Origin of the sequence: Paraburkholderia suaedae (assembly GCF_040812055.1) — a bacterium.
Taxonomy (GTDB): domain Bacteria; phylum Pseudomonadota; class Gammaproteobacteria; order Burkholderiales; family Burkholderiaceae; genus Paraburkholderia.
This window is the reverse complement of the sequence record NZ_JBFOAH010000032.1, coordinates 39,402-64,398: the sequence shown is the minus strand read 5'-3', so window position 1 is coordinate 64,398 and position 24,997 is coordinate 39,402. Positions and strand designations below refer to the sequence as shown.

The 24,997-nt window shown below is 62.4% G+C and carries 24 protein-coding genes; 6 read left to right on the top strand and 18 right to left on the bottom strand.

Annotated elements, in window-relative coordinates; translation table 11 throughout:
* Nucleotides 1–29 precede the first annotated feature (29 nt).
* From ABQJ48_RS31470 to ABQJ48_RS31445, 6 genes are all read left to right on the top strand, one after another.
* A complete protein-coding gene (locus ABQJ48_RS31470) occupies nucleotides 30–1,610 on the top strand; it encodes a 3-hydroxyacyl-CoA dehydrogenase (protein WP_367841843.1) in 1,581 nt (526 codons plus the stop codon).
* Entirely contained in the window at nucleotides 1,607–2,395 is a 789-nt protein-coding gene (locus tag ABQJ48_RS31465) for an oxepin-CoA hydrolase, alternative type (RefSeq protein WP_367841842.1), read from the top strand. Before ABQJ48_RS31470 ends, ABQJ48_RS31465 begins: the two co-directional genes overlap by 4 nt.
* Nucleotides 2,396–2,427: 32 nt before the next feature.
* Complete coding sequence (locus ABQJ48_RS31460) at nucleotides 2,428–3,144, top strand: histidine phosphatase family protein (RefSeq protein ID WP_367841841.1); 717 nt, start codon at nucleotides 2,428–2,430, stop codon at nucleotides 3,142–3,144.
* A 20-nt stretch (nucleotides 3,145–3,164) separates the two neighbouring features.
* Entirely contained in the window at nucleotides 3,165–4,271 is a 1,107-nt protein-coding gene (locus ABQJ48_RS31455) for a phosphotransferase (protein ID WP_367841840.1), read from the top strand.
* 121 nt (nucleotides 4,272–4,392) lie between these two features.
* Nucleotides 4,393–5,652, top strand: coding sequence for an acyl-CoA dehydrogenase family protein (locus ABQJ48_RS31450; RefSeq protein ID WP_367841839.1), 1,260 nt, complete (start codon nucleotides 4,393–4,395; stop codon nucleotides 5,650–5,652).
* Nucleotides 5,653–5,850: 198 nt separating this feature from the next.
* Nucleotides 5,851–6,552 carry a glutathione S-transferase N-terminal domain-containing protein gene (locus tag ABQJ48_RS31445; protein ID WP_367841838.1) on the top strand — a complete coding sequence of 234 codons (702 nt, stop codon included), beginning with the start codon at nucleotides 5,851–5,853 and terminating at the stop codon, nucleotides 6,550–6,552.
* Nucleotides 6,553–6,606: 54 nt separating this feature from the next.
* On the opposite strand, the gene ABQJ48_RS31440 is transcribed toward ABQJ48_RS31445, so the two are convergent.
* The 18 genes from ABQJ48_RS31440 to ABQJ48_RS31355 all read right to left on the bottom strand — a co-directional run bounded on the left by ABQJ48_RS31440 (nucleotide 6,607) and on the right by ABQJ48_RS31355 (nucleotide 24,995).
* Nucleotides 6,607–7,065 carry a MaoC family dehydratase gene (locus tag ABQJ48_RS31440; protein WP_367841837.1) on the bottom strand — a complete coding sequence of 153 codons (459 nt, stop codon included), beginning with the start codon at nucleotides 7,063–7,065 and terminating at the stop codon, nucleotides 6,607–6,609.
* A 36-nt stretch (nucleotides 7,066–7,101) separates the two neighbouring features.
* Nucleotides 7,102–8,232 (bottom strand): acyl-CoA dehydrogenase family protein, encoded by a 1,131-nt coding sequence (locus tag ABQJ48_RS31435; RefSeq protein ID WP_367841836.1) that lies wholly within the window; start codon nucleotides 8,230–8,232, stop codon nucleotides 7,102–7,104.
* Between the two features lie 10 nt (nucleotides 8,233–8,242).
* A complete protein-coding gene (locus ABQJ48_RS31430; protein WP_367841835.1) occupies nucleotides 8,243–9,439 on the bottom strand; it encodes an acyl-CoA dehydrogenase family protein in 1,197 nt (398 codons plus the stop codon).
* A gap of 48 nt (nucleotides 9,440–9,487) precedes the next feature.
* On the bottom strand, nucleotides 9,488–9,913 hold the full coding sequence (locus ABQJ48_RS31425; RefSeq protein ID WP_367841834.1) for a DUF1178 family protein: 426 nt from the start codon (nucleotides 9,911–9,913) through the stop codon (nucleotides 9,488–9,490).
* A 25-nt stretch (nucleotides 9,914–9,938) separates the two neighbouring features.
* Nucleotides 9,939–10,331, bottom strand: coding sequence for a hypothetical protein (locus ABQJ48_RS37920; protein ID WP_473094216.1), 393 nt, complete (start codon nucleotides 10,329–10,331; stop codon nucleotides 9,939–9,941).
* 197 nt (nucleotides 10,332–10,528) lie between these two features.
* Nucleotides 10,529–11,122: an NUDIX domain-containing protein gene (locus ABQJ48_RS31415; protein WP_367841833.1), complete on the bottom strand. Its 594-nt coding sequence runs from the start codon at nucleotides 11,120–11,122 to the stop codon at nucleotides 10,529–10,531.
* A gap of 43 nt (nucleotides 11,123–11,165) precedes the next feature.
* Nucleotides 11,166–11,462, bottom strand: coding sequence for a DUF2818 family protein (locus ABQJ48_RS31410; RefSeq protein WP_007175603.1), 297 nt, complete (start codon nucleotides 11,460–11,462; stop codon nucleotides 11,166–11,168).
* On the bottom strand, nucleotides 11,462–12,934 hold the full coding sequence (gene nuoN, locus ABQJ48_RS31405; protein ID WP_367841832.1) for an NADH-quinone oxidoreductase subunit NuoN: 1,473 nt from the start codon (nucleotides 12,932–12,934) through the stop codon (nucleotides 11,462–11,464). Before nuoN ends, ABQJ48_RS31410 begins: the two co-directional genes overlap by 1 nt.
* A 25-nt stretch (nucleotides 12,935–12,959) precedes the next feature.
* Nucleotides 12,960–14,450 carry an NADH-quinone oxidoreductase subunit M gene (locus ABQJ48_RS31400; protein WP_367841831.1) on the bottom strand — a complete coding sequence of 497 codons (1,491 nt, stop codon included), beginning with the start codon at nucleotides 14,448–14,450 and terminating at the stop codon, nucleotides 12,960–12,962.
* Between the two features lie 14 nt (nucleotides 14,451–14,464).
* Nucleotides 14,465–16,537: an NADH-quinone oxidoreductase subunit L gene (gene nuoL / locus ABQJ48_RS31395; protein ID WP_367841829.1), complete on the bottom strand. Its 2,073-nt coding sequence runs from the start codon at nucleotides 16,535–16,537 to the stop codon at nucleotides 14,465–14,467.
* A 17-nt stretch (nucleotides 16,538–16,554) separates the two neighbouring features.
* Nucleotides 16,555–16,860 (bottom strand): NADH-quinone oxidoreductase subunit NuoK, encoded by a 306-nt coding sequence (nuoK, locus tag ABQJ48_RS31390; protein ID WP_149673722.1) that lies wholly within the window; start codon nucleotides 16,858–16,860, stop codon nucleotides 16,555–16,557.
* Between the two features lie 20 nt (nucleotides 16,861–16,880).
* Entirely contained in the window at nucleotides 16,881–17,567 is a 687-nt protein-coding gene (locus ABQJ48_RS31385) for an NADH-quinone oxidoreductase subunit J (protein WP_367841828.1), read from the bottom strand.
* 205 nt (nucleotides 17,568–17,772) lie between these two features.
* Nucleotides 17,773–18,261, bottom strand: a complete 489-nt coding sequence (gene nuoI, locus ABQJ48_RS31380; protein WP_102634482.1) for an NADH-quinone oxidoreductase subunit NuoI — start codon at nucleotides 18,259–18,261, stop codon at nucleotides 17,773–17,775.
* 15 nt (nucleotides 18,262–18,276) lie between these two features.
* Nucleotides 18,277–19,341: an NADH-quinone oxidoreductase subunit NuoH gene (gene nuoH, locus ABQJ48_RS31375; protein WP_367841827.1), complete on the bottom strand. Its 1,065-nt coding sequence runs from the start codon at nucleotides 19,339–19,341 to the stop codon at nucleotides 18,277–18,279.
* Entirely contained in the window at nucleotides 19,342–21,675 is a 2,334-nt protein-coding gene (gene nuoG, locus ABQJ48_RS31370; RefSeq protein WP_367841826.1) for an NADH-quinone oxidoreductase subunit NuoG, read from the bottom strand.
* A gap of 124 nt (nucleotides 21,676–21,799) precedes the next feature.
* Nucleotides 21,800–23,128, bottom strand: coding sequence for an NADH-quinone oxidoreductase subunit NuoF (nuoF, locus tag ABQJ48_RS31365; RefSeq protein WP_367841825.1), 1,329 nt, complete (start codon nucleotides 23,126–23,128; stop codon nucleotides 21,800–21,802).
* Nucleotides 23,125–23,610, bottom strand: a complete 486-nt coding sequence (gene nuoE, locus ABQJ48_RS31360) for an NADH-quinone oxidoreductase subunit NuoE (RefSeq protein WP_367841824.1) — start codon at nucleotides 23,608–23,610, stop codon at nucleotides 23,125–23,127. Before nuoE ends, nuoF begins: the two co-directional genes overlap by 4 nt.
* A 131-nt stretch (nucleotides 23,611–23,741) precedes the next feature.
* Nucleotides 23,742–24,995, bottom strand: coding sequence for an NADH-quinone oxidoreductase subunit D (locus ABQJ48_RS31355; protein WP_367841823.1), 1,254 nt, complete (start codon nucleotides 24,993–24,995; stop codon nucleotides 23,742–23,744).
* Nucleotides 24,996–24,997 lie beyond the last annotated feature (2 nt).

Sequence of the window (24,997 nt, the reverse complement as noted above, 5' to 3'; positions counted from 1 at the left end):
CTAAAATAACCATGGAGTCGAGCATCACAATGAACTCTCGCAATTTCAGTATCGACACTATCGGCATTGTCGGAACCGGCGCAATGGGTCGCGGCATTGCGCAAATCGCCGCGCTGGCGGGGCTGAAGGTGCGTCTGTACGACACCAACCCCGCCGCCGCCGGCGCCGCGCGCGACTATCTCGCCGAGACTTTCGCCAAACTGACCGCCAAAGGCAAGCTCGACGAGACCGGCTCGCATGCCGCCCTCGCCAACGTCAGCGGCGCGCAAGCGCTGGGCGAACTGGCCGGCTGCGATCTGGTGGTCGAAGCGATCGTCGAAAAGCTCGACGTGAAGCAGGCGCTCTTTCGCGAACTCGAGACGGTGGTGAGCGGCCGTTGCTTGCTCGCGTCCAACACATCCTCACTGTCGATCACGGCCATCGCCGCCGGCTGTAAAGATCCTTCACGGGTGGTCGGCTATCACTTTTTCAATCCCGTACCGTTGATGAAAGTCGTCGAGGTGATCGACGGACTACGCAGCGACCCGGCCGCGGGCGACGCGCTGATGGACCTCGCACGCCGCATGGGCCATACGCCCGTGCGCGCGAAGGATATGCCCGGCTTCATCGTCAATCACGCGGGGCGCGGCATGAACACCGAGGGCTTGCGCGTGGCCGGCGAAGGCGTGGCGAGCTTCGCGGACATAGATCGCATCATGCGCGAGCAGGCGGGCTTTCGGCTCGGGCCGTTCGAACTGCTGGACCTGACGGCGCTGGACGTTTCGCATCCGGTGATGGAGTCGATCTATCATCAGTTCTACGAAGAGCCGCGCTTCACGCCGTCGCCGATTACCGGCACGCGGCTCGCGGGCGGACTGATCGGCCGCAAGTCGGGAGAAGGCTTTTACCGCTATGTCGACGGCAAGCAGCAGGTGGCGGCCGAAGCGCCCGCGCCCACCGGACTGCCCAACAGCGTCTGGGTCAGCGCGCGTTATCCGCAAGCCCGCGAAGCAGTCGTGCAACTGCTCGGCAAGGCCGGCGTCAAGCTCGACGACGGCGCCGCGCCCGCCGCGGACTCGTTGATCGTCGTGACGCCGTTTGGCCACGACGCGACCACGGCGGCGGTCGACGAAGCGCTCGACGCGAGCCGCGTCGTCGCCATCGACGCGCTGTTCCCGCTCGTCGGCGCACAACGCCGCACGCTGATGACCACCCCGGCCACCACGCGCACTGCACGCGACACGGCGCATGCGCTGTTTGCCGCCGACGGCGTGCCCGTCACCGTGATCCGCGACTCGACCGGCTTCGTCGCGCAACGGGTGGTGGCGACGATCGTCAACATCGGCTGCGATATTGCGCAAAAGCAGATCGCCACGCCGGACGACATCGACCTCGCCGTGACCCTCGGTCTCGGCTACCCGCGCGGACCGCTCGCGCTGGGCGACGCGCTCGGCGCGCCCACCATCCTGACGATTTTGCGCAATATGTTCAGCGTGCTTGGCGACCCGCGCTACCGTCCGTCACCCTGGCTCGCGCGGCGTGCGCAACTCGGCCTGTCGCTGACGCAGCGCGACGCCGCCGACCTTCCAGCGCAGACACAACCGCGCACACAACCGGAGAACCACGCATGAGCGCCGAACTGCTGACCTCGCGCCCGACCGAAAGCGACTCCACACTGGTGCTCACGCTGTCGAATCCCGGCGCGCGCAACGCGCTGCATCCCGACATGTACGCGGCCGGCATAGAAGCGCTCGACTCGGTGGAGCGCGATCCGTCGATCCGCGCCGTCGTGATCACCGGCGCGGACAACTTCTTTTGCGCGGGCGGCAATCTGAACCGCCTGCTGGAAAACCGCGCCAAGGATCCGTCGGTGCAGGCACAGAGCATCGATCTGCTCGGCCAATGGATTTCCGCGCTGCGGCTGTCGTCCAAGCCGGTGATCGCCGCCGTCGACGGCGCCGCGGCCGGCGCCGGATTCTCGCTCGCGCTCGCGTGCGACCTGATCGTCGCCGCTAACGACGCGAAGTTCGTGATGTCGTATGCACGCGTGGGCCTGACGCCCGACGGCGGCGGCTCGTGGTTCCTCGCCCAGGCGCTGCCGCGGCAGCTGGCCACCGAAGTGCTGATCGAAGGCAAGCCGATTGGCGCGGCGCGTCTGCACGAACTCGGCGTCGTCAACAAGCTCGCCAAGCCGGGCACCGCACGCGACACCGCCGTCGCCTGGGCCGACGAACTCGGCAAAATCTCGCCCAACGCGCTCGCGCGCATCAAAGGACTGATCGGCGCCGCCGGCACGCAACCGCTGGCCGACCATCTGGTTGCGGAACGCGACAGCTTCGTCGCGGCGCTGCATCACCGCGACGGTCTCGAAGGAATCTCCGCGTTCCTCGAAAAACGCGCGCCGGTCTACAAGTAAATTGCGCGCGAACCAGGAGCCAACCCACCACCATGCCCGACTACCAACTGCCCAAACGCCGCCGCATATTCCTGATGCGTCACGGCGACGTCACCTACTTTGACGACTCCGGCCGCGCGATCGTCCCCGAGACGGTGCACTTGAATGCGAACGGGCGCGAACAGGCCAGCGCGGCGGGCCGCGTATTCGCCGAACAGCAGGTGCGGTTCGACCGCGTGATCGTCAGCGGTTTGCCGCGCACGGTCGAAACGGCGCAGCGCGTGCTGGCCGAGACCGGCCAGCATATCGAACTCGAGATCGAGCCCGCGTTCGAGGAGATTCGCGGCGGCAAGCTCGGCAGCATCGCACCGCAAGATATCGAGGCAGCTTTTCTCGGCGTGTTCGACGGCATCGTGCCGGAAAGCACGCGCTTTCTCGACGGCGAAACCATCGGCGCATTGTTCGATCGCGTGCTGCCGGCGGTCGCGGCGCTGCGCGAGGACAGCTCATGGGACACCGTGTTGCTGGTCCTGCATGGCGGCGTGAACCGCGCCATCCTGTCGCATGCGATTACAGCCGGCGGGCGGACCTTCTTCGGGCATCTGTCGCAGGCCACCGGCTGCATCAATGCGCTCGACGTGGGCACCGCCCCGCGCGACTGGGTGCTGCGCACGCTGAACTATTCACCGCCGTCGCCGCTGCACCGCGACGTGCGCAACACCACGATGGAAATGCTCTACGCACAATTCATTCAATACAAGCGTAGCTGAACCGCAAGCGGAGGAGACATATGGTGCAAGCCACACTGACTGGTGAGCCCGAACCCAGGCCGGACTATTCGGCCTTCGAGGGCACGCGCCCGGTCAACGAGCGGCAACGCTTCGACAGCGACGCGCTCGCCGCGTGGCTGAGCCGGCATGTCGACGGGTTTTGCGGACCGCTCACGCTCGAGCAATTCGCCGGCGGCCAGTCCAATCCCACGTTCAAACTCGTCACGTCGTCGCGCTCGTATGTGATGCGCGCGAAGCCCGGACCCGCCGCAAAACTGCTGCCGTCCGCACACGCAGTCGAACGTGAATACCGCGTGATGCGCGCGCTCGCCGACAGCGACGTGCCGGTCGCGCAAATGCTCGCGCTGTGCGAGGACGAAAGCGTGATCGGCCGCGCGTTCTACGTGATGGAGTTCGTCGAAGGCCGCGTGCTGTGGGACCCGTCGCTACCGGGCATGACGCCCGCCGAGCGCGCAGCGATCTACGATGAAACGAACCGGGTCATCGCGGCGTTGCACAGCGTCGACGCAGGAGCGGCCGGTCTCACCGACTACGGCAAGCCTGGCAATTACTTTGCAAGACAGATCGGCCGCTGGAGCAAGCAGTATCTCGCGTCCGAAACTGAACCGATCGACGCGATGCAGCGCCTGATCGAATGGCTGCCGCAGCATATGCCGGCCGAAACGGGCAACCGCGCATCGGTCGTGCATGGCGACTACCGGCTCGACAACCTGATCTTCCACCCTCACGAACCGCGCGTGCTCGCGGTGCTCGACTGGGAATTGTCCACGCTCGGCGATCCGCTCGCCGACTTCGCCTATCACTGCATGGCGTGGCATGTCGATCCCGCGCAATTCCGCGGTATTGCGGGTCTCGATTGGGCCGCGCTGGGCATTCCCGATGAAGCCCGCTACGTCGAACGTTATTGCGAGCGGACCGGCTTCGAAATACACGGCGACTGGAATTTCTACCTCGCGTACAACATGTTTCGCATCGCGGCGATTCTGCAAGGCATCATGAAGCGCGTCGTCGACGGCACCGCGGCCAGCGCGCAGGCGCTCGATGCCGGGCGTCGCGCGAAGCCGATGGCCGAGCTTGCATGGCAGTACGCGCAGAGGGTGCGTTGACTGCGTTAGATGAACCGACCGAATGGGCGGTGCCCGCCCATGCTGCGCGCCCCGTGTTGTGCGTCGAAAGCAACGCATCCCGATCCAATCTCATCCGCTGTCGTTATCCGCGAGGTCTCAGATGAATTTCGATTACACCCCGAAGGTCCAGGCGTTGCGCGAAAAGCTGCTGGCTTTCTTCGACGAGCACATCTACCCGAACGAGCAGGCGTTTTATGCGGAGATTGCCCGCAATCGCCAGAACGGCAATGCATGGGTGCCGACTGAACTGATCGAACAACTCAAAGGCAAAGCGCGCGACGCCGGCCTGTGGAACCTGTTCCTGCCCGAATCGACGCGCGGTGCCGGGCTGACGAATCTCGAATACGCGCCGCTGTGCGAGATCATGGGCCGTGTGCCGTGGGCACCTGAAGTATTCAACTGCAACGCGCCCGATACCGGCAACATGGAGACGATCGAACGCTACGGCAGCGAAGACAACAAACGCGAGTGGCTCGAACCGCTGCTGCAAGGCCACATCCGTTCGGCGTTTTTGATGACCGAGCCGGAGGTGGCGTCGTCGGATGCGACCAACATCCAGACCAGCATCGTGCGCGATGGCGACCACTACGTGATCAACGGCCATAAGTGGTGGTCCTCCGGCGCAGGCGATCCGCGCTGCCGGATCTACATCGTCATGGGCAAGACCGATCCGGGCGCGCCGCGCCACCAACAGCAGTCGATGATCCTCGTTCCCGCCGACGCCACGGGCGTCACCGTGCACCGCCCGCTCACCGTGTTCGGCTACGACGACGCGCCGCACGGGCACATGGAAATCACGCTCGAGAACGTGCGCGTGCCCGCTGCCAACCTGCTCCTCGGCGAAGGCCGCGGCTTCGAAATCGCGCAAGGCCGGCTCGGGCCGGGACGCATCCATCATTGCATGCGCCTGATCGGGCTTGCCGAGCGCGCGCTTGAACTGATGGCCAAACGCTCGCTGCAACGCGTCGCCTTCGGCAAGCCGGTGGCGGCGCAAGGCGTCACGCAGGAACGCCTCGCCGAGGCACGCTGCATGATCGAACAGGCGCGCCTTCTGACGCTGAAAACCGCGTACATGATGGACACGGTCGGCAACAAGGGCGCGCGCGGCGAAATCGCGATGATCAAGGTGGTCGCGCCGAATATGGCCTGCCAGGTGATCGACTGGGCCATCCAGGCCCATGGCGGGGGTGGCGTCAGCGACGACTTCCCGCTCGCGTATGCGTACGCATCGGCAAGAACATTGCGCTTCGCCGACGGCCCGGACGAAGTCCACCGCAACGCCATCGCGAAGCTCGAACTCGCGCGTTATAGCGATGCGGGTGTGACCGCTCGCATGGAGCCACCTGGCGCGCGGGTCTAAGACTGGTTCTCGGCCTGGGTCTCGGCCTGGCTCTCGGTTCGCGGCCCGGGCCTAAGTCGGTTTGCAAGCGCGGATCGCATGCGGGCGGCAAGCGCTGTGCTGCGTGCGCCGCCAAGCAGCATCGTGCAATCTATGCTCTAATTTTCGACACTGCCGGCGCCCTTTTTGCGGCGCCGCTTTCACGAATAAGGAGCCAGGATGATCGATGTCTACAGCTGGGCGACCCCGAACGGCCACAAGGTGCACATCATGCTCGAAGAGACGGGCTTACCGTACAACGTGCATGCTGTGAACATCGGCGCAGGAGATCAATTCAAGCCCGAATTTCTCGCCATCAGCCCGAACAACAAGATCCCGGCAATCGTCGATTCCGAGGGTCCGAAGGGCGCCGACGGTCGACCATTTGCGCTGTTCGAGTCGGGCGCGATTCTGATTTACCTCGCCGAGAAGACCGGCAAATTCCTGCCGACGGAGCCGGCCGCGCGCTACTGCGTGCTGCAATGGCTGATGTTTCAAATGGGCAGCATCGGTCCGATGCTTGGACAGACCCACCACTTTCGCGTCTATGCGCCCGAGAAGCTGGAGTATGCGATCAATCGCTATACGAACGAGGCGCGGCGCCTGTACGGCGTGATGGACATGCAACTGGGCAAGACGCAGTTCCTCGCGGGCAACGACTATACGATCGCGGACATCGCCGCATTTCCGTGGACACGCTCGTGGCAAAACCAGGGCATCGAGCTCGATACGTTTGCGAACGTCAAACGCTGGCACGAAGAGATCGCCGCTCGGCCGGCGGTGGTGCGCGGCGTCGAAGTGCTGGCGTCCGCCCGTGTACCGCTGATGGACGACAAGGCGAAAGAAGTGCTGTTCGGCGCGACGCAATACGCAAAGCACTAGCTTTTGGGGCAACGAACCCAGGTGGGTTGTTGCCTTCAATGGCCGCACTAGCCGTCATGATGCGGGTTGCGCATTGCGCAGCCCGAAGATGCCTTTCGAGCGTACGGTGATCACCGTTTCGCCATGCTGATTGATCCCCTCCCAGCGTGTGGACACGATGCCGCGATCCGGTTTGCTCTCCGACACGCGCTTGTCGAGCACAGCGTTCATCATCGTAATCGTGTCGCCGACGCGCACTGGCTTCAGCCAGCGAATCTCGTCGATACCGGGCGAACCCATCGACGTGGAGTCGGAAAGCAGCTTGCGCACCAGCATGCCCATCATCACCGAACACGTATGCCAGCCGCTTGCCACCAGGCCGCGAAATGCCGACTCGGCTGCGGCGGCTTCGTCAAGATGAAACGGCTGCGGGTCGAACTTCTGCGCGAATTCGACGATCTCCTCGCGCGTGAACGTGTGCTTGCCGATTTCGATGGCCGTACCGACCACCATATCCTCGAAACTGACTGTCATGGTTGCAGCTCCTTTTTATCCGTTTGACCGGGCCGATCAGGCTTCGGCAGTCGCAAAGCCGGGCAGCGCGGCGAACCGCGCGAGATGATGATCGACATCGCCGAGCGTGGTTTCGATAATGGCGAGGCGCTTGAACAGATGCGCCGCGGCCACTTCGTTCGTCACGCCCATGCCGCCATGCAACTGAACCGCCTGCTGACCCACGAAGCGCGCGGCCTGACCCACCCGGACCTTGGCTGCCGAGATCGCGCGGCGGCGCTCGTCGGCGTCTTTGCTGCTGTAGCGCATGGCGGCCAGATAGGTGATGGAACGCGCCTGCTCGGCATGAATCAGCATGTCGACCATTCGATGCTGCAACACCTGAAAGCGGGCAATCGGCTGGCCGAATTGCTGCCGCGTCCGGGTGTAGTCGACGGTTGCGACGTTCAGCGCGTCGAGCGCGCCGAGCGCCTCCGCGCACAGCAGCAAGGTGCCGTAGTCCGCGCTATGTTCGAGCGCCGCCGCGCCCGCATGTTGGCCGGCGAGCCGGCGCGCAGGCGTGCCGTCGAATTCAAGGGTGGCGGCCCGTTGACCGTCGATCGTGCGATAGTCGGTGACCTTGACGCCGGCCGCGTCGCGCGCGACGACAAACAGTGCGATGTCGCCGTTCAACCGCGCCGGCACGATCCACGCGTGCGCTTGTGCGCCGTGCAGCACGACCGATTTCACGCCGTGCAAAGTCTGCTGCTCGCCGCCGTCGTCGCGCGCGGTCGTGGCGATGTCGAACAGGTCGTAGCGCGCGTGCGGCTCATGAAATGCGACGGCCAACTTGAGCTCGCCCTGCGCGGCGCGTTCAAGCAGTGACGCGTCCTGGCCTTCGCCGCTGCCCGCGAGACGCAGTGCCTCGATGCCGACCGCGGTCGCCCAATACGGCTCCACGACCAGTGCGCGGCCCAGCTCCTGCATGACCACCAGCATATCGATCGGACCGCCGCTGAAACCGCCTTGCGCGTGCGGTACGGGCAACGCAGTCAAGCCCAACTCCGTAAAAGCCGCCCAATGCGTGTCCGACACACCGGCCTGCGAGCGCACGATCGCCTGACGGGCTTCGAAGCCGTAGTTCTTGTTCAGATAGCGGCGCAGCGCGTCGGCGAATTGCTGCTGTTCGTCGTTGAAAGTGAAGTCCATGCGCCGCTCCTCAAAGTCCAAGCATCATCTGAGCGATGATGTTTTTCTGAATTTCGTTCGAGCCGCCGTAAATCGAGGTCTTGCGGTAGTTGAAGTAGTACGCGGCGAGCGGCGCGGCATCGTCGTCGCCGGCCACGCTATGCTCGCTTTCGCCTGCCAGGAACCCGGGATCGAACGGCGCGGCGAGCGGGCCGATCGCTTCGACCATCAGTTCGGTGAGCGCCTGCTGCACTTCGGTGCCTTTGATTTTCAGCATCGACGCTTCCGATCCCGGCCCTCGGCCGCCCGCCTCATTGGCGACCACCCGTTGCACGGTGACTTCAAGTGCCATCAACTCGATTTCGAGGTTCGCGACTTTGGCGGCGAATACCGGATCCTGAAGCAACGGTTTGCCGTTCTTCTTTTGATCGAGCGCGACGCGCTTCAGGAATACGAGTTCGCGCTTGGACTGCCCGACGCGGGCAATGCCGGTTCGCTCGTGGCCGAGCAGGTACTTTGCATAAGTCCAGCCGCGATTTTCTTCACCCACCAGGTTTTCGACCGGCACCTTCACGTCTTCGAAGAACACCTCATTGACTTCGTGGTCTTCGTCGAGCGTGATGATGGGTCGTACGGTGATGCCCGGCGTTTTCATGTCGATCAGCAGGAACGAGATGCCCTCCTGCTTCTTGGCACTGCTGTCGGTGCGCACGAGGCAGAACATCATGTCTGCATATTGGCCCAGCGTCGTCCAGGTTTTCTGACCGTTGACCACGTAATGGTCACCGACGCGCTCCGCGCGCGTGCGCAGCGACGCCAGATCGGAACCGGAGCCCGGCTCGGAATAGCCTTGGCACCACCAGTGCGTGCCGTCGAGAATGCGCGGCAAATAGTGGCGCTTCTGTGCGTCATTGCCGTATTTCATCAGCACCGGCGCCACCATCGAAACGCCGAAAGGCAGCACGGATGGCGCGCCGATACGCGCGCACTCTTCGTCCCAGATATGCCGTTGGGTTGCGTCCCAGCCGGGGCCGCCGTATTCTCGCGGCCAGGCAATCGCTGACCAGCCGCGCGTGCCGAGCAGCCTGTGCCAGCTTGCGAAGTCTTCGCGCGAAAGACGCTTGTGATTGAGTACCTTGTCGCTCAGCTCGCGAGGCAGACTCGCTTCGAGCCAGGCACGGATGTCCGCGCGGAACGCGTTTTCAGCGGGCGAATAGTCCAGATTCATGCGTAGTGTCTCCTGGCCGCGACCAACCGCCGCCGCAGAGCCACTGCGCTATTGCAGCGGTTCCTTCAAAGCAGCCGGGACCGGTAGCGGCATCACTTCGATGCCTTCTTCGACCAAGGCACGCGCATCTTCGGGTGTCGTAACACCGCGAATATTGCGTGCGGGCGCTTCGTTGTAGTGCATGCGCCGCGCTTCCTCGGCAAAGCGCTCGCCCACGTTCTCGGTCTTCTCCAGCACCTCGCGCAACGCGCGCATGACGCGCGCCTGCATTTCACCTGCGCCCGCCGGCTGTTTTGTGTCGGCCGCACCCGATAGATTCAGACGCGGTGCCGACGGCAAACGGCTCACCTCGTTCGCACCGCAGATCGGACAGTCGACCAGCTTGCGGGACTGCTGCGATTCGAAGTCATCAGCCGAAGCGAACCAGCCTTCGAACCGATGGCCATGCGCACACTGTAAATCGAGGACCTTCATGTGGAATCAGGGCTTGCGTGCCAGTTTAGCGCAAAATCAAATTTTGTGAACGGTCGTTCGCAAAAACGCTGCGGACGTCGGGCCAACGCCGGACATGGTTATCGAAGCGAACGTGGTGGGCGATTTTAACGCTTTGCGCCGGCAGCTGCCGATCGCGCAGAGCTTGCTGCCGTCGCATCTGCCGCCATCGGCTCGCGACGCGACCAGGCTTGCCAGTTGACGGCCTAACCGCAGTTCGCGTCCGCGCACTTTTGGCAACGTTGATCTGCTTCGTCGCTTTAGCGATATCCGCAACGTGTGTGTGGATATCATACCCGCCGCGCTCGCCCAGCCATTCAAGAACGTTCGACAGATGCAAAACCGATGCACTGCCCTCGAGTGCCTGGCATGATTGCCCGGATTGTTCGGCTAATTCCACACGCTGGATAGCAGCAGACCTGACGTTATGATGGCCGCCCGGCGAGATTGCCGGATGGCATCGGAAGCCGACCCGGTTCTTCAGACGTCGCGCAGGCACTCGCTCGAAACCGCTTCCCCCATGACAAAGCCCCTGCCGGTCATGGACCGACAGGGGCTTTCATTCGTACGTTGGAAGCGGCTGCGCGCCGCCGCGGGCTATTGCGGCGCAGCCATCGGCCACGTGCCCGACAACACCTTCTCCAGCCAGAACGTGCCGATGATGGTCTTCACGTCGGTGATCTTGCCGGTTCTTACCCACTCGGACACTTGCGGCACTGTCGCCGTGAAGAGTTCGAGAAACTCGCCGTCGTCGAGCTTGCGCTCTCCTGCCGTCAGACCGCGCGCAATGTAGATATCGATGAATTCGGTGGAGTAGGAAATGATCGGGTGAACGCGCGTCAGGTACACGTATTCACGCGCCGTATAGCCGGTTTCCTCGCGCAGCTCGCGGATCGCACAGGTCAGCGCGCTCTCGTTCGGGTCGAGCTTGCCGGCCGGATACTCGACCATGACCTTGCCCATCGGATAACGGTACTGGCTTTCTAGTAGCACGCGGCCGTCGTCGAACAACGGAATCACCATCACGGCGCCCGGATGCTGCACGTATTCGCGAGTTGCGTGCTTGCCGTCCGGCAAGCGCACGGTATCGCACTTGAGCGTCAAAAACGGGCCTTGATGAACCGTCTTGCTGTCGACACAGGTCTCGGTAAGCGCAGCGTCATGATTGGGGAGCTCGGGAAAAGCAGCCATATGCGGACCTCAGGACAGCCTGGCGCGCGACGGCGAGACGCCGTCAGCGTCGTTTGACGAGATATTGGAAGGTAAAGCCGGGAAACGCGAACACGACGAACAGTGCAAACGTGATCGCATAGAACTGCCAGCCCTGTTCAAAGCGGTTGCCCGCGCGTGCTTCGAGCAGAAAACCGAGTGCGCCGACCACGAAATACAGCACGATCAATTCGGCAATCCGGATCCACGCGCTCTTCTTCGCGGCTTTCAACGGCACGGCGGCAAAGAGGCGCTGGTTCAGGAAAGGGAGGTTGGCGCCGACCAGCGCCAACAACACGATAAACCAGCCCGCTGCCGACATCAGAGCAGCAGCGTGTGCTGGATAGCTTGCAGGCAAGCCTTCAGCAGCGGATCGGGCACGATACCGAGCACCAGCACGGCGACACCGTTGAGCGCAAGCAAAGCACGGGTGCTGCTGTCGGCCACGATGGGCGACTTGTCTTGCGGCTCGTCGAAATACATCAGCTTGACGATACGCAGGTAGTAGAACGCGCCGAACAGCGACGTGATCACGGCCAGCACGGTAAGCCAGGTCAGACCGGCGTTCATGGTCGCCTCCAGCACGGCGAGCTTCGCGTAGAAGCCGACCGCGGGCGGAATGCCGGCGAGCGAGAACATCATGATCATCATCACGAACGCGAACACAGGGCTGCGCTGATTCAGGCCCTTGAAGTCTTCCAGCGTATCCGCTTCGAAATCGCGGCGCGCCAGCAGCATGACGATGCCGAACGTGCCGAGCGTCGTGATCAGATAGACGATGCTGTAGAACATTGCCGAGCCGTACGCGTTGGCGGCACCCGCCGTCTTCTGGTCCACCACGCCGGCCAGCAGCCCGAGCAACACGAAGCCCATGTTCGAGATGGCCGAATACGCAAGCATCCGCTTGACGTTACGCTGCACGATACCGGTGATGTTGCCGACGATCAGCGACAGCGCCGCCAGAATCACCAGCATTTGCTGCCATTCGACCGCGAGCGGCAGCAAGCCCATCACGAGGAAACGCAGGCCCCACGCGAACGCCGCGACCTTCGGGCCACCGCCGACGATCAGCGTCATCGCCGTCGGAGCGCCCTGATACACATCGGGCACCCACATGTGGAACGGCACCGCGCCCATCTTGAACGCCACGCCGGCAACGATGAAGATCACACCGAACAGCAGCACGCTTGGATCGTAGTGACTGGTGCCGATAGCCTTGAACACTTCGTTCAGGTCCAGCGAGCCGGTCGCGCCGTACAGCATCGAGATGCCGTACAGCAGGAACCCGGAAGCCAGCGCGCCGAGCACGTAGTACTTCATCGCAGCTTCGTTCGACTGCGCCACTTCGCGGCGCAGCGCGATGACCGCATACAGCGACAACGACATCAGTTCGAGACCGAGATACAGCGTCAGGAAGTTGTTGCCCGAGATCATCACGAGCTGCCCAAGCAGCGAGAACATTCCCAACAGGAAGAAATCGCCGCGGAACAGACCACGATCTTCGAGGTAGCGGCGCGAATACACGATCGACACCGCGTAGCCGAGCGACACCACCGCCTTCATACCGCTGGCGAACGAGTCCACTACGTACATGTGGCCGAAAAAGTAGCGCACCTGGGGGTCGAACGCGTTCACCGCAAACCAGATCCCGGCGACCAGCGTCGAGAAGACTGCGATGAAATACGTGGTACGGCGACCGTCCTGGCCGACGAACGTGTCGTTGAGCCACGCGACGACAACGGCAAGCATCACCAGTGCGTCGGGCAACAGAGCAGTCATAGGGGCGTTTTGCATGGTCTTTTAATTCCTCCGCTCGGCGTTACTGAGGCAACGGCAGCTTCGACTGCGCAACGTGGGAGAGGAGATTTTCCACGGATACGTGCATCACATCGGTAAAGGGCTTCGGATACAGGCCCATGAACAGCGTCAGTGCAGCGAGCACTGCCAGCATGAAAAACTCGCGGCGGCCGATGTCCAGCATGCTCTTCACGTGATCGTTGGCGACCGCGCCAAAGTACACGCGCTTGTACATCCACAGCGTGTAGGCCGCGCCGAGAATCAGCGTCACCGCCGCACCGCCCGCGATCCAGAAGTTGTACTGGACGGCAGCCAGAATCACCATGAATTCGCCGACGAAACCGGAGGTGCCCGGCAAGCCGCAATTGGCCATCGCGAACAGCATCACGAACGCAGCGAACTTCGGCATGACGTTGACGACGCCGCCGTAATCGGCGATTTGACGCGAGTGCATGCGGTCGTACAGCACGCCGATGCTCAGGAACATCGCGCCCGACACGAAACCGTGCGAGATCATCTGCACGATCGCGCCTTCCGCACCGAGCTGGTTGAAGATGAAGAAACCGAGCGTGACGAAGCCCATGTGCGCGATCGACGAATACGCGACCAGCTTCTTCATGTCGGCTTGCACCATCGCGACGAGGCCGATGTAGATCACCGCGATCAGCGACAGCGTGATGACCACCGGCGCGAGAAAGTGGCTTGCGTCCGGCGTGACCGGCAGCGAGAAGCGCAGGAAACCGTATGCGCCGAGCTTCAGCATGATCGCGGCCAGCACGACCGAGCCGCCGGTCGGTGCTTCCACGTGGGCGTCCGGCAACCACGTGTGCACCGGCCACATCGGCACCTTCACCGCGAACGCCAGGAAAAACGCTATGAATAGCAGCACCTGTGGCGTCATCGCGATCTGCGCATGCTGCCAGGTGGCGAGATCGAACGTGCCGGTCTCGATGTACAGGTACAGCAACGCGACCAGCATCAGCAGCGAGCCCATCAGCGTGTACAGGAAGAACTTGAACGCAGCATACACGCGGTTCGCCCCGCCCCAGACGCCGATGATGATGTACATCGGAATCAGCGTCGCTTCGAAGAACACGTAGAACAGCATGCCGTCGGCTGCGCTGAACACGCCGACCATGATGCCCGACAGGATCAGGAACGCGGCCAGGTACTGCGCGACGTTCTTCGTGATGACTTCCCACGCGGAGATGACGACGATCACCGTGATCAATGCGGTCAGCACCACGAACCACATCGAGATGCCGTCGACACCCAGGTGGTACGCGATGTGAAAGCGTTCGATCCAGGGGACCTGTTCGACGAACTGCAGATCGGCCGTGCTCGGGTCGAAACTGGTGATCAGCGGGATGGTCACGAGGAAGCTGGCGACCGAGCCGATTAGCGCAAGCCAGCGCGCGGGCGCCGGGTTCGCGTCGGAACCGATGGCAAGGACCAGCAGACCGACCAGGATCGGCAACCAGATCGCAATGCTGAGAATCGGATAAGCGTGCATGAGTGTCCCTCGCCTTATTTGCCGCCGAGCGTTACAAACAGGGTCAGGAGCCCCAGCATGCCGATAATCATGGCGAACGCGTAGTGGTAGATGTAACCGGATTGGAGGAAGCGGATCACGCCGGCAAACCAGCCGATAAAGCGCGCGCTGCCGTTGACGATGCCGTCGATCACGACGACGTCGCCTTCCTTCCAGAGACCACGGCCGATTGCCACTGCCCCCCGCGCAAACACGACTTCATTGATCTTGTCCATGTAGTACTTATTGTCGAGCAACGTGTAGATCGGGCCGAATGTGCGCTTGATGACAGCGGGAAGGTCCGGACGAACCAGGTACAGGAACCACGCGACCACCACGCCCGCGAGCGCGAGCCAAACCGGCAGACCCGCAACCGAGTGCAAGCCCATCGACGCCCAGCCCTGGAATTCTTCGGCCATCTCATGCAGCGCAGGATGATTTGCGCCGATGTAGATCACCTTGTCGAACGCCACGCCATGCTGGAAGAAGTCGCCGAACAGCATGGGGCCGACAGCAATCGCGCCGATCACCACGGACGGGATCGCCAGCAGCACGAGCGGCAGCCACACCACCCACGGCGTCTCGTGCGGCTCGTGAGCGTGGTCGTCGTGACCGTGACCGTGGCCGTGTGCGTCATGGCCGTGCGCTGCATGTGCATGCGCCGCGGCTTCCGCGCCCATCGGCGATTCCAGATGCTTCGGATCGCGGAAGCGCTCCTTGCCGTGGAACACCATGAAGTACATACGGAACGAATACAGCGCCGTGACGAACACGCTCGCCACCACCGCGAAGTACGCGAACCCCGAGCCGGGCAGATGCGACAGCTTCACCGCGTCGATGATCGAGTCTTTCGAATAGAAGCCGGAGAAGAACGGCGTGCCGATCAGCGCGAGCGAACCGATCAGCGAAGTGATCCACGTGATCGGCATGTACTTGCGCAGACCGCCCATGTTGCGCATGTCCTGATCGTGGTGCATGCCGATGATCACGGAGCCCGCACCGAGGAACAGCAGCGCCTTGAAGAACGCATGCGTCATCAGATGGAACACGGCGACCGGGTAAGCCGACACGCCGAGCGCGACCGTCATGTAACCGAGTTGCGACAGCGTGGAATAAGCCACCACACGCTTGATGTCGTTCTGGACGATCCCGAGGAAGCCCATGAACAGCGCGGTAATCGCGCCGATGACCGTGACGAACGACAGCGCCGTATCCGACAGTTCGAACAGCGGCGACATGCGCGTGACCATGAAGATACCGGCCGTCACCATGGTTGCGGCGTGAATCAGCGCGGAAATCGGCGTCGGGCCTTCCATTGAGTCCGGCAGCCAGACGTGCAGCGGGAACTGCGCCGACTTACCCATGGCGCCGATGAAGAGGCAAATGCACGCCACCGTCAGCAGACCCCAATCCGTGCCCGGGAAGCTCAACGCGGCGAGCTCGGTGCGCTTCGCGAAGACGTCGCCGTAGTTCATCGAGCCGGCGAACGCGAACAGCAGGCCGATGCCCAGCAGAAAGCCGAAGTCGCCGACGCGGTTCACGATGAACGCCTTCATGTTCGCGTAGATCGCGCTCGGACGCGTGAAGTAGAAACCGATCAGCAGGTACGACACCAGGCCCACCGCTTCCCAGCCGAAGAACAGCTGCAGGAAGTTGTTGCTCATGACGAGCATCAACATGGAGAACGTGAACAGCGAGATGTACGAAAAGAAGCGCTGGTAGCCGTCCTCGTCAGCCATGTAGCCGATCGTGTAGATGTGCACCATCAGCGACACGAAGGTCACCACGCACATCATCATCGCTGTCAGCGAGTCGACCAGGAAGCCGATTTCGAATTGCGTCTTGCCGATCGTCATCCATTGATAAACGGTCGCGTTAAAGCTTGCGCCATCCATCACCTGGAAGAACACGATGGCCGACAGGATGAACGAGATCGCGACGCCGAGGATCGTCACCGAATGCGCGCCCGCTCGCCCTACCGCCTTGCCGAACAGCCCCGCGACCAGGCAACCGGCGAGCGGTGCCAGCGGGATTGCCAACAGCAGGTTTTCATTGAGTATCGTGGACATAACCGCTTTCCCTGAAATTAACCTTTGAGCTGATCGAGATCCTCGACATTGATCGTGTCGAGACTACGGAACAGGGTCACCAGAATTGCGAGGCCGATCGCCGCTTCCGCCGCTGCAACCGTCAGCACGAAGAAGACGAAGATCTGGCCATGCACGTCGCCGAGGTAATGCGAGAAAGCGACGAAATTGGTGTTCACCGCGAGCAGCATCAGTTCGATCGCCATCAGGATGATGATGACGTTGCGGCGGTTCAGGAAAATGCCGACGACGCTGATAGCAAACATGATTGCGCCGAGGACGAGGTAATGAGCAAGGGTCAACATGATTTCTTTCTCCTGTCCGCTCAGCCGTTCTTGGCAGGGGTCGACTCGGCCGCTGCCGCCGCTGCTGCGGCTTCTTCTGCCGCGACGGTTGCCGCGGTTTTCTCCGACGCCATCTTGACGATGCGTACGCGGTCCTGCGCACGCACCTTGACCTGCGCGCTCACGTTCTGACGCTTGCTGTCCTTCTTGTGGCTCGTGGTCAGCGCGATTGCCGCGATGATCGCTACCAGCAGCACGAGCCCGGCGATTTCGAACGCGAAGATGTAGTCGGTGTAGATCACCTTGCCGATCAGGCGCGTGTTCGACCAGTCGCCCATGCCGTTCGCGGCCGCGGTGGTGTCGCGCAGCGCCGTGCCGGTCGCCCCGTAGCCGTGCCACAAAATGAGCGCGGTTTCCAGCACGATGATCGCGCCGACCACCGTGGCCATCGGCACGAAACGTCTGAAGTCCTTGCGCAGCACGTCGAGATTGATGTCCAGCATCATCACGACGAACAGGAACAGCACCATCACCGCGCCGACGTAGACCAGCACCAGCAGGATCGCAAGGAACTCGGCCTCGAGCAGCATCCAGATCGCAGCTGCGTTGAAGAACGCCAGCACCAGAAACAGTGCGGACGACACCGGGTTGCGCGAGGTGATCACCTTCAGCCCCGAGACAACCAGGAGCAGCGCGAAGATGTAGAACAGTACGGTCGTGAATTCCATGATTACCGGTTCATCGTTAGGCCATCGTCAGGCATTGTTCTGTGGCACGCGTACTTGGCAAAAGCGGCTGAAACCGCCAGAACTGCCGCACAGGTGCGCCGTGCCGCGGCGTTCAGGCCGCGGCGCTCGGCCCGACAACAGGCCGTGTTAACTGCTTTTACTGCTGCGCTTATCGCGGCCTCTGCCGCGTTCACGGAGAAGCGCTTCAACGATACGGTGCGTCGGCTGCCTTGTTCGCAGCGATTTCCGCTTCGTAGCGATCGCCGACGGCCAGCAGCATGTCTTTCGTGAAGTACAGGTCGCCGCGCTTCTCGCCGTGATACTCGAGAATGTGTGTCTCGACGATCGAATCGACCGGGCAGCTTTCTTCGCAGAAGCCGCAGAAAATGCACTTGGTCAGGTCGATGTCGTAGCGCGTGGTGCGGCGCGTGTTGTCTTCGCGCGTTTCCGACTCGATCGTGATGGCGAGCGCCGGGCACACCGCTTCGCACAGCTTGCAGGCGATGCAACGCTCTTCGCCGTTTTCATAGCGGCGCAGCGCATGCAGGCCGCGAAAACGCGGCGAGATCGGCGTCTTCTCTTCGGGGAACTGCACCGTCACCTTGCGCTGGAACGTATAACGTCCGGTCAGCGCGAGTCCCTTGAGCAGTTCCGTCAGGAAGAAGGTCTTGAAAAAGTTTTGGATTGCGGTCATGGGTTCATCCGCCCTTTATTTCCAGATGTTCAACGGCGACATGATCCAGAAGCCGACTACCACCAGCCACACCACGCAGACCGGAATGAAAATCTTCCAACCCAGACGCATGATCTGGTCGTAGCGGTAGCGCGGAAACGTGGCGCGCGCCCAGATGAACACCGACAACAGCAAGAAGACCTTGACGACGAGCCATACGATGCCCGGAACAAACGACAGGAAGCCGAACGGTGCGCTCCAGCCGCCGAGGAACATGGTTGCAGCCAACGCCGAGATCACGATCATGTTGATGTACTCGGCGAGGAAGAACAGCGCGAACGCCATCCCCGAGTAGTCGATCATGTGGCCCGCGACGATCTCCGACTCGCCTTCCACCACGTCGAACGGGTGACGGTTCGTTTCGGCGATACCCGAGATGAAGTACACGACGAACATCGGCAGCAGAGGCAGCCAGTTCCACGACAGGAAGTTCAGGCCGTGCGACGCGAAGAAGCCGTGCTCCTGCGAACCGACGATGCCCGACAGGTTCAGCGTGCCGGCCGTCATCAACACCACGACGAGCGCGAAGCCCATCGAGATTTCATACGAGACCATTTGCGCGGCGGCGCGCATGGCGCCGAGGAACGCGTACTTCGAGTTCGACGCCCAGCCGGCCAGAATCACGCCGTACACGCCGATCGACGAAATCGCCATCGCGTACAGCAGACCCGCATTGATGTCGCCGAGCACAGCGCCGGCCTGGAACGGAATCACCGCCCACACAGCGAAGGCCGGCACGACCACCATGATCGGCGAGATCAGGTAAATCCAGCGGCTCGCCTGCGCGGGCTGAATGACTTCCTTGAGCAGCAGCTTGAGCACGTCGGCGATAGGCTGCAGCAGACCCGCGGGGCCGACGCGGTTGGGACCGAGACGCACGTGCATCCAGCCGATCAGCTTGCGCTCCCAAAGAATCAGGTAAGCCACGCACAGCAGGATCACGACGGCCACCACCAGGATGCGCACCAGTGCCCATACCGTAGGCCATGCCACACCGAGAAGCTGGGTGCCGCCCGAGTTGATCGTATCGAACAAGCTCATTTACGCCTTCTCCACCAGCAGTTCACCGAACAGGCTGCCCAGCGCTGCACCGGCAGGCGTGGCCGCCGATACGCGGACGACCGTCTGCGCAAGATTCGCGTCGCGCACGGCCGGCAACTGCACCGATTGCTCGCCTTGGCGCACGCGCACGGCGTCGCCTTCCTTCAAACCGAGTTTGTCGAACAGCGCGGCCGGCAATCCGACCGTGTGCGCCGCACGTGCCGCCGCCGTCAGATGCAGCGATTCTGCGCGGCGCACGAGCGGGTCGGCATGATAGATCGGCACGTCGGCGATCCGCTCGAACTTGCCGTCTACCGCCTTCGCCGACTTGCCGCGTGCAACCGCGACGCCGGTCCTGTTCGACAGGCGCGGGCTCAGATCGCCGTCGCCCAGCGCGGCATCGCGCACTTCTTCCGCTGTGTCGAATTCGAAACCCGGCGCGCCCAGCAGGCTGCCCAGCACGCGCAGCACCTTCCATGCCGGACGCGTGTCGCCGAGCCCACGCACGACGCCGTTGAAGGTCTGCACCGTACCTTCCGCGTTGACGAACGTGCCGGCCGTTTCGGTGAACGGCGCGACCGGCAGCAGCACGTCGGCGTATTCAGCGCCGGTCTGGAACGGCGACATCACCACGACCATTTCGGCCTGCTTCAGCGCGGCCAAAGCCTGCGCCGGATTGGCCGTGTCGAATTCCGGCTCGACGTTGAGCAGCACATAACCCTTGCGCGGCTGCTCGAACGCTTCGCGAGCGTTCAGGCCACCGTTGCCCGGCAGCGCGTTCACGAGATGCGCACCGACCGTGTTGGCCGCTTCCGTCAGGAAGCCCAGCGTTGCGCCGGTCGCGTCGGCAATCCACTGCGCGGCCGCCTGAATCACCGCGAAATCCGGGTGACGGACCGCGCCGTTGCCCAGCAGCACGAGGCGGCGCTCACCCGTGGCGAGCGATTTCGCGACCTGCTTGTCGGCCTCGGTGGGCTGCGTGCCGGCGAAGGCTTCGGGCAGCGCCGCGCCGTTGGCTTCCGACAGTGCGCTGGCAATGCCAGCCAGCGCGTCGAGCCATGCCGACGGCGCTGCGACCACGCGTTGTGCTTGCGGAATCAGTGCGTCGTCGTTAGTGGACTGTACGAGTACCAGCTTTGCGCCGCCCTTTGCCGCCTGGCGCAGACGCGCTGCGAACAGCGGATGGTCGCGGCGCAGGTCTGAGCCGATCACCAGCGCCGCGTCGACGCTCGAGAGTTCGGCGATGCTGGTGCCAAGCCACGGCGCAGCACCGACGGGCGCGGAGAAGTCGGACTGACGCAGACGGAAGTCGATGTTCGGCGTGCCGACCGCTTGCGCGAGCTGCTTGAGCAGGAACAGTTCTTCGACCGTGCTGTGCGGACTGCCGAGTGCGGCAAGCGCGTTCGCGCCGTGGTCCGCCTTGATGCCTTTCAGGCCCTTGACCACATACTCGAGCGCAGTTTGCCAGTCGGTTTCGACCCACTGACCACCTTGCTTGAGCATCGGATGCGTCAGACGCTCCGGGCTGTTCAGGCCTTCGTACGAGAAACGGTCCTTGTCCGAGATCCAGCATTCGTTGATGGATTCGTTTTCGAACGGCAGAACACGCATCACACGATTGTTCTTGACTTGCACCACGAGGTTCGCGCCGACGGAATCGTGCGGGCTGACCGACTTGCGGCGCGACAGCTCCCACGTGCGGGCGCTGTAACGGAACGGCTTGCTGGTCAGCGCGCCGACCGGGCACAGGTCGATCATGTTGCCCGACAGTTCCGAGTCGACCGTCTTGCCGACGAAGGACGTGATTTCCGAATGCTCGCCGCGGCCCAGCATGCCGAGTTCCATCACACCGGCGATTTCCTGGCCGAAGCGCACACAGCGCGTGCAGTGGATGCAACGCGACATTTCTTCCATGGAGATCAGCGGGCCGACGTTCTTGTGGAACACCACGCGCTTCTCTTCGCTGTAGCGCGATGCCGACTTGCCGTAACCCACGGCCAGATCCTGCAGCTGGCATTCGCCGCCCTGGTCGCAGATCGGGCAATCGAGCGGGTGGTTGATCAGCAGGAATTCCATCACGGCTTGCTGGCCCTTCACCGCCTTGTCCGACTGGGTGCGCACGACCATGCCCGCCGACACCGGCGTCGCGCATGCAGGCACGGCCTTCGGCATCTTCTCGACATCGACCAGACACATCCGGCAGTTGGCCGCGATCGACAGCTTCTTGTGATAGCAGAAGTGCGGAATGTACGTGTCGACCTTATGCGCAGCCTGGATCACCATGCTGCCTTCGGGCACTTCTACCTTCTTGCCGTCTATTTCAAGTTCAACCATGATGGTCAATCTTCCTTAACCTGTTACCGCTCAATCGTTCCTGTTCATCGCCCGTTTCGGACGATGAATCCCGCGGTTGACGTGTTCGTCTGTAGGTAACTAGTGAACCATTCAGCTAGTCAACTCAGGCCGCTACTGTTTCCGACGCCGCCGCCGCGCCGGCATGACCGCCGACGAGGCAATGTTTGTGGGCGACGTGGTATTCGAATTCGTCCCAGTAGTGCTTGAGCATGCCGCGAACCGGCATGGCCGCCGCATCGCCGAGCGCGCAAATCGTGCGGCCCATGATGTTTTCCGCGACCGAGTTCAGCAAATCCAGATCTTCCGGACGGCCGAGCCCATGCTCGATACGATGCACGACGCGGTACAGCCAGCCTGTGCCTTCGCGGCAAGGCGTGCATTGACCACACGACTCTTCGTAATAAAAGTACGACAGCCGCAACAGCGAGCGCACCATGCAGCGCGTCTCGTCCATCACGATGACCGCGCCCGAACCGAGCATCGAGCCAGCCTTGGCGATCGAGTCGTAGTCCATGTCGGTCTGCATCATCATCTCGCCCGGAACCACCGGCGCCGACGATCCGCCAGGAATCACGGCCTTGATCTTCTTGCCGCCGCGCATGCCGCCGGCGAGTTCCATCAGCGTCGCGAACGGCGTGCCGAGCGGAACTTCGTAATTGCCCGGACGCTCGACGTCGCCAGCGACCGAGAAAATCTTCGTGCCGCCGTTGTTCGGCTTGCCGATTTCGAGGTAATTCTGCGGACCGATTGCAAGCAGAAACGGCACTGCGGCGAACGTTTCCGTGTTGTTGATCGTGGTCGGCTTGCCGTACACGCCGAAGCTCGCCGGGAACGGTGGCTTGAAGCGCGGCTGGCCTTTCTTGCCTTCCAGCGATTCGAGCAGCGCGGTCTCTTCGCCGCAGATATAGGCGCCGTAACCGTGATGCGCATGCAGTTCGAACGAGAAGTTCGAACCCATGATGTTGTTGCCGAGGAACCCAGCACGGCGCGCTTCGTCCAATGCCTGTTCAAAGAGCTTGTAGACTTCCCAGATTTCGCCGTGAATGTAGTTGTAGCCGACCGTGATGCCCATCGCGTACGCGCCGATGGCCATGCCTTCGATCAGCGAATGCGGATTGAAGCGCAAGATGTCGCGGTCTTTGAACGTACCCGGTTCGCCTTCGTCCGAATTGCAGACGAGATACTTCTGGCCCGGGAACTGACGCGGCATGAAGCTCCACTTCAGACCGGTCGGAAAGCCGGCGCCGCCACGTCCGCGCAGACCCGACGCCTTGACGTCGGCGATCACCTGCTCGGGCGGAATCTTTTCTTCCAGAATACGGCGCAGCTGGGCGTAACCGCCGCGCGCCACATAGTCTTCGAGATGCCAGTTGTCGCCGTTCAGGCCGGCGAGAATCAGCGGTTTGATGTGACGATCGTGTAAAGACGTCATTTGGAAAGTTCCTCGAGCAGCTGGTCGATCTTCGCTCGGCTCATGAAGCTGCACATGCGATGGTTGTTCACCAGCATCACCGGCGCGTCGCCGCACGAACCCATGCACTCACCTTCTTTCAGGGTGAATTTGCCGTCGGATGTCGTCTCGCCGAAGTCGATGCCGAGCTTCTGCTTCAGATATTCCGCGGCGCTGTCGGAACCGCCGTCCGGACCGAGCTGGCAAGGCAGGTTGGTGCAGAGCGTGATCTTGTATTTGCCGACCGGCGAGGTCTCGTACATCGTGTAGAAAGTAGCCACTTCCTGCACGGCGACTGCCGGCATGCCAAGGTAGTCCGCGACGAACTGCATGAGCTCGGGCGACAGCCAGCCATGCTCTTCCTGAGCAGTGGTCAGCGCCGACATCACGGCGGACTGTTTCTGATCGGCGGGATACTTCGCGATCGCACGATCGATTTCTTTCAGGCCTTCAGCTGAGATCATTTTCAGACACGACTCTTTCAATTCCTACCGAACGAAAACCCGTCGCTCACGTCATGCTGCGACAGACCCGGCGTTCCTTTGCTTGACGCGCGCTTCGGTACTGCCTGAAGCCGCGCGCCGATGAATATGTCCTAGCGATCCACTTCGCCGAACACGATGTCCTGCGTGCCGATGATCGTCACGGCGTCGGCGATCATGTGACCGCGCGCCATTTCGTCCAGCGTGGACAGGTGCGCATAGCCCGGTGCGCGGATTTTCAGGCGATACGGCTTGTTCGCGCCGTCGGAGATCAGGTAGATGCCGAACTCGCCCTTCGGATGTTCGACAGCGGCGTACGCCTCGCCTTCCGGAACGTGGAAGCCCTCCGTGAACAGCTTGAAGTGGTGGATCAGTTCTTCCATGTTCGACTTCATGCCCACGCGCGACGGCGGCGCAATTTTGTGATTGTCGATCATCACAGGGCCCGGATTCTTGCGCAGCCATTCAATGCACTGTTTCGCGATCCGCGTCGACTGCCGCATTTCTTCGACCCGAACCAGATAGCGGTCATAGCAGTCGCCGTTCACGCCGACCGGAATGTCGAAATCGAGCTTGTCGTAGACTTCATACGGCTGCTTCTTGCGCAGATCCCACTCGATGCCCGAGCCGCGCAGCATTGCACCGGTCATGCCGAGTTGCAGCGCGCGTTCCGGGCTGACCACGCCGATGCCGACGAGGCGCTGCTTCCAGATCCGGTTGTCGGTGAGCAGCGTTTCATACTCGTCGACGCACTTCGGAAAGCGCGTGAAGAAGTCGTCGATGAAGTCGAGCAGCGAGCCCTGGCGGTTCTCGTTCATCTTCGACAATGCCTTCGCATTGCGGATTTTCGAAGCCTTGTACTGCGGCATGGCGTCCGGCAGATCGCGATACACACCGCCCGGACGATAGTACGCCGCGTGCATCCGTGCGCCGGACACCGCTTCGTACACGTCCATCAGGTCTTCGCGTTCACGGAACGCATACAGGAACACCGCCATCGCGCCGACGTCGAGCGCGTGGGCGCCGATCCACATCAGGTGATTCAGCACGCGCGTGACTTCGTCGAACAACACGCGGATGTATTTGGCGCGCACCGGCACGTCGATGCCGAGCAGCTTTTCGATCGCCATCACGTAGCCGTGTTCGTTGACCATCATCGACACGTAGTCGAGACGGTCCATGTACGGCACGGACTGGATGAACGTTTTGGTTTCTGCGAGCTTTTCAGTGGCGCGATGCAGCAGACCGATGTGCGGATCGGCGCGCTGGATGACCTCGCCGTCGAGTTCCAGCACGAGGCGCAACACACCGTGTGCCGCCGGATGCTGGGGACCGAAATTGAGCGTGTAGTTCTTGATCTCTGCCATGG

Excerpts from the sequence above, each read along its gene's own strand:
- ABQJ48_RS31470 (WP_367841843.1), top strand. The coding sequence starts at position 30 with ATGAACTCTCGCAATTTCAGTATCGACACTATCGGCATTGTCGGAACC.
- ABQJ48_RS31465 (WP_367841842.1), top strand. The coding sequence starts at position 1,607 with ATGAGCGCCGAACTGCTGACCTCGCGCCCGACCGAAAGCGACTCCACA.
- ABQJ48_RS31460 (WP_367841841.1), top strand. The coding sequence starts at position 2,428 with ATGCCCGACTACCAACTGCCCAAACGCCGCCGCATATTCCTGATGCGT.
- ABQJ48_RS31455 (WP_367841840.1), top strand. The coding sequence starts at position 3,165 with ATGGTGCAAGCCACACTGACTGGTGAGCCCGAACCCAGGCCGGACTAT.
- ABQJ48_RS31450 (WP_367841839.1), top strand. The coding sequence starts at position 4,393 with ATGAATTTCGATTACACCCCGAAGGTCCAGGCGTTGCGCGAAAAGCTG.
- ABQJ48_RS31445 (WP_367841838.1), top strand. The coding sequence starts at position 5,851 with ATGATCGATGTCTACAGCTGGGCGACCCCGAACGGCCACAAGGTGCAC.
- ABQJ48_RS31440 (WP_367841837.1), bottom strand. The coding sequence starts at position 7,065 with ATGACAGTCAGTTTCGAGGATATGGTGGTCGGTACGGCCATCGAAATC.
- ABQJ48_RS31435 (WP_367841836.1), bottom strand. The coding sequence starts at position 8,232 with ATGGACTTCACTTTCAACGACGAACAGCAGCAATTCGCCGACGCGCTG.
- ABQJ48_RS31430 (WP_367841835.1), bottom strand. The coding sequence starts at position 9,439 with ATGAATCTGGACTATTCGCCCGCTGAAAACGCGTTCCGCGCGGACATC.
- ABQJ48_RS31425 (WP_367841834.1), bottom strand. The coding sequence starts at position 9,913 with ATGAAGGTCCTCGATTTACAGTGTGCGCATGGCCATCGGTTCGAAGGC.
- ABQJ48_RS31415 (WP_367841833.1), bottom strand. The coding sequence starts at position 11,122 with ATGGCTGCTTTTCCCGAGCTCCCCAATCATGACGCTGCGCTTACCGAG.
- ABQJ48_RS31410 (WP_007175603.1), bottom strand. The coding sequence starts at position 11,462 with ATGTCGGCAGCGGGCTGGTTTATCGTGTTGTTGGCGCTGGTCGGCGCC.
- nuoN (WP_367841832.1), bottom strand. The coding sequence starts at position 12,934 with ATGCAAAACGCCCCTATGACTGCTCTGTTGCCCGACGCACTGGTGATG.
- ABQJ48_RS31400 (WP_367841831.1), bottom strand. The coding sequence starts at position 14,450 with ATGCACGCTTATCCGATTCTCAGCATTGCGATCTGGTTGCCGATCCTG.
- nuoL (WP_367841829.1), bottom strand. The coding sequence starts at position 16,537 with ATGTCCACGATACTCAATGAAAACCTGCTGTTGGCAATCCCGCTGGCA.
- nuoK (WP_149673722.1), bottom strand. The coding sequence starts at position 16,860 with ATGTTGACCCTTGCTCATTACCTCGTCCTCGGCGCAATCATGTTTGCT.
- ABQJ48_RS31385 (WP_367841828.1), bottom strand. The coding sequence starts at position 17,567 with ATGGAATTCACGACCGTACTGTTCTACATCTTCGCGCTGCTCCTGGTT.
- nuoI (WP_102634482.1), bottom strand. The coding sequence starts at position 18,261 with ATGACCGCAATCCAAAACTTTTTCAAGACCTTCTTCCTGACGGAACTG.
- nuoH (WP_367841827.1), bottom strand. The coding sequence starts at position 19,341 with ATGAGCTTGTTCGATACGATCAACTCGGGCGGCACCCAGCTTCTCGGT.
- nuoG (WP_367841826.1), bottom strand. The coding sequence starts at position 21,675 with ATGGTTGAACTTGAAATAGACGGCAAGAAGGTAGAAGTGCCCGAAGGC.
- nuoF (WP_367841825.1), bottom strand. The coding sequence starts at position 23,128 with ATGACGTCTTTACACGATCGTCACATCAAACCGCTGATTCTCGCCGGC.
- nuoE (WP_367841824.1), bottom strand. The coding sequence starts at position 23,610 with ATGATCTCAGCTGAAGGCCTGAAAGAAATCGATCGTGCGATCGCGAAG.
- ABQJ48_RS31355 (WP_367841823.1), bottom strand. The coding sequence starts at position 24,995 with ATGGCAGAGATCAAGAACTACACGCTCAATTTCGGTCCCCAGCATCCG.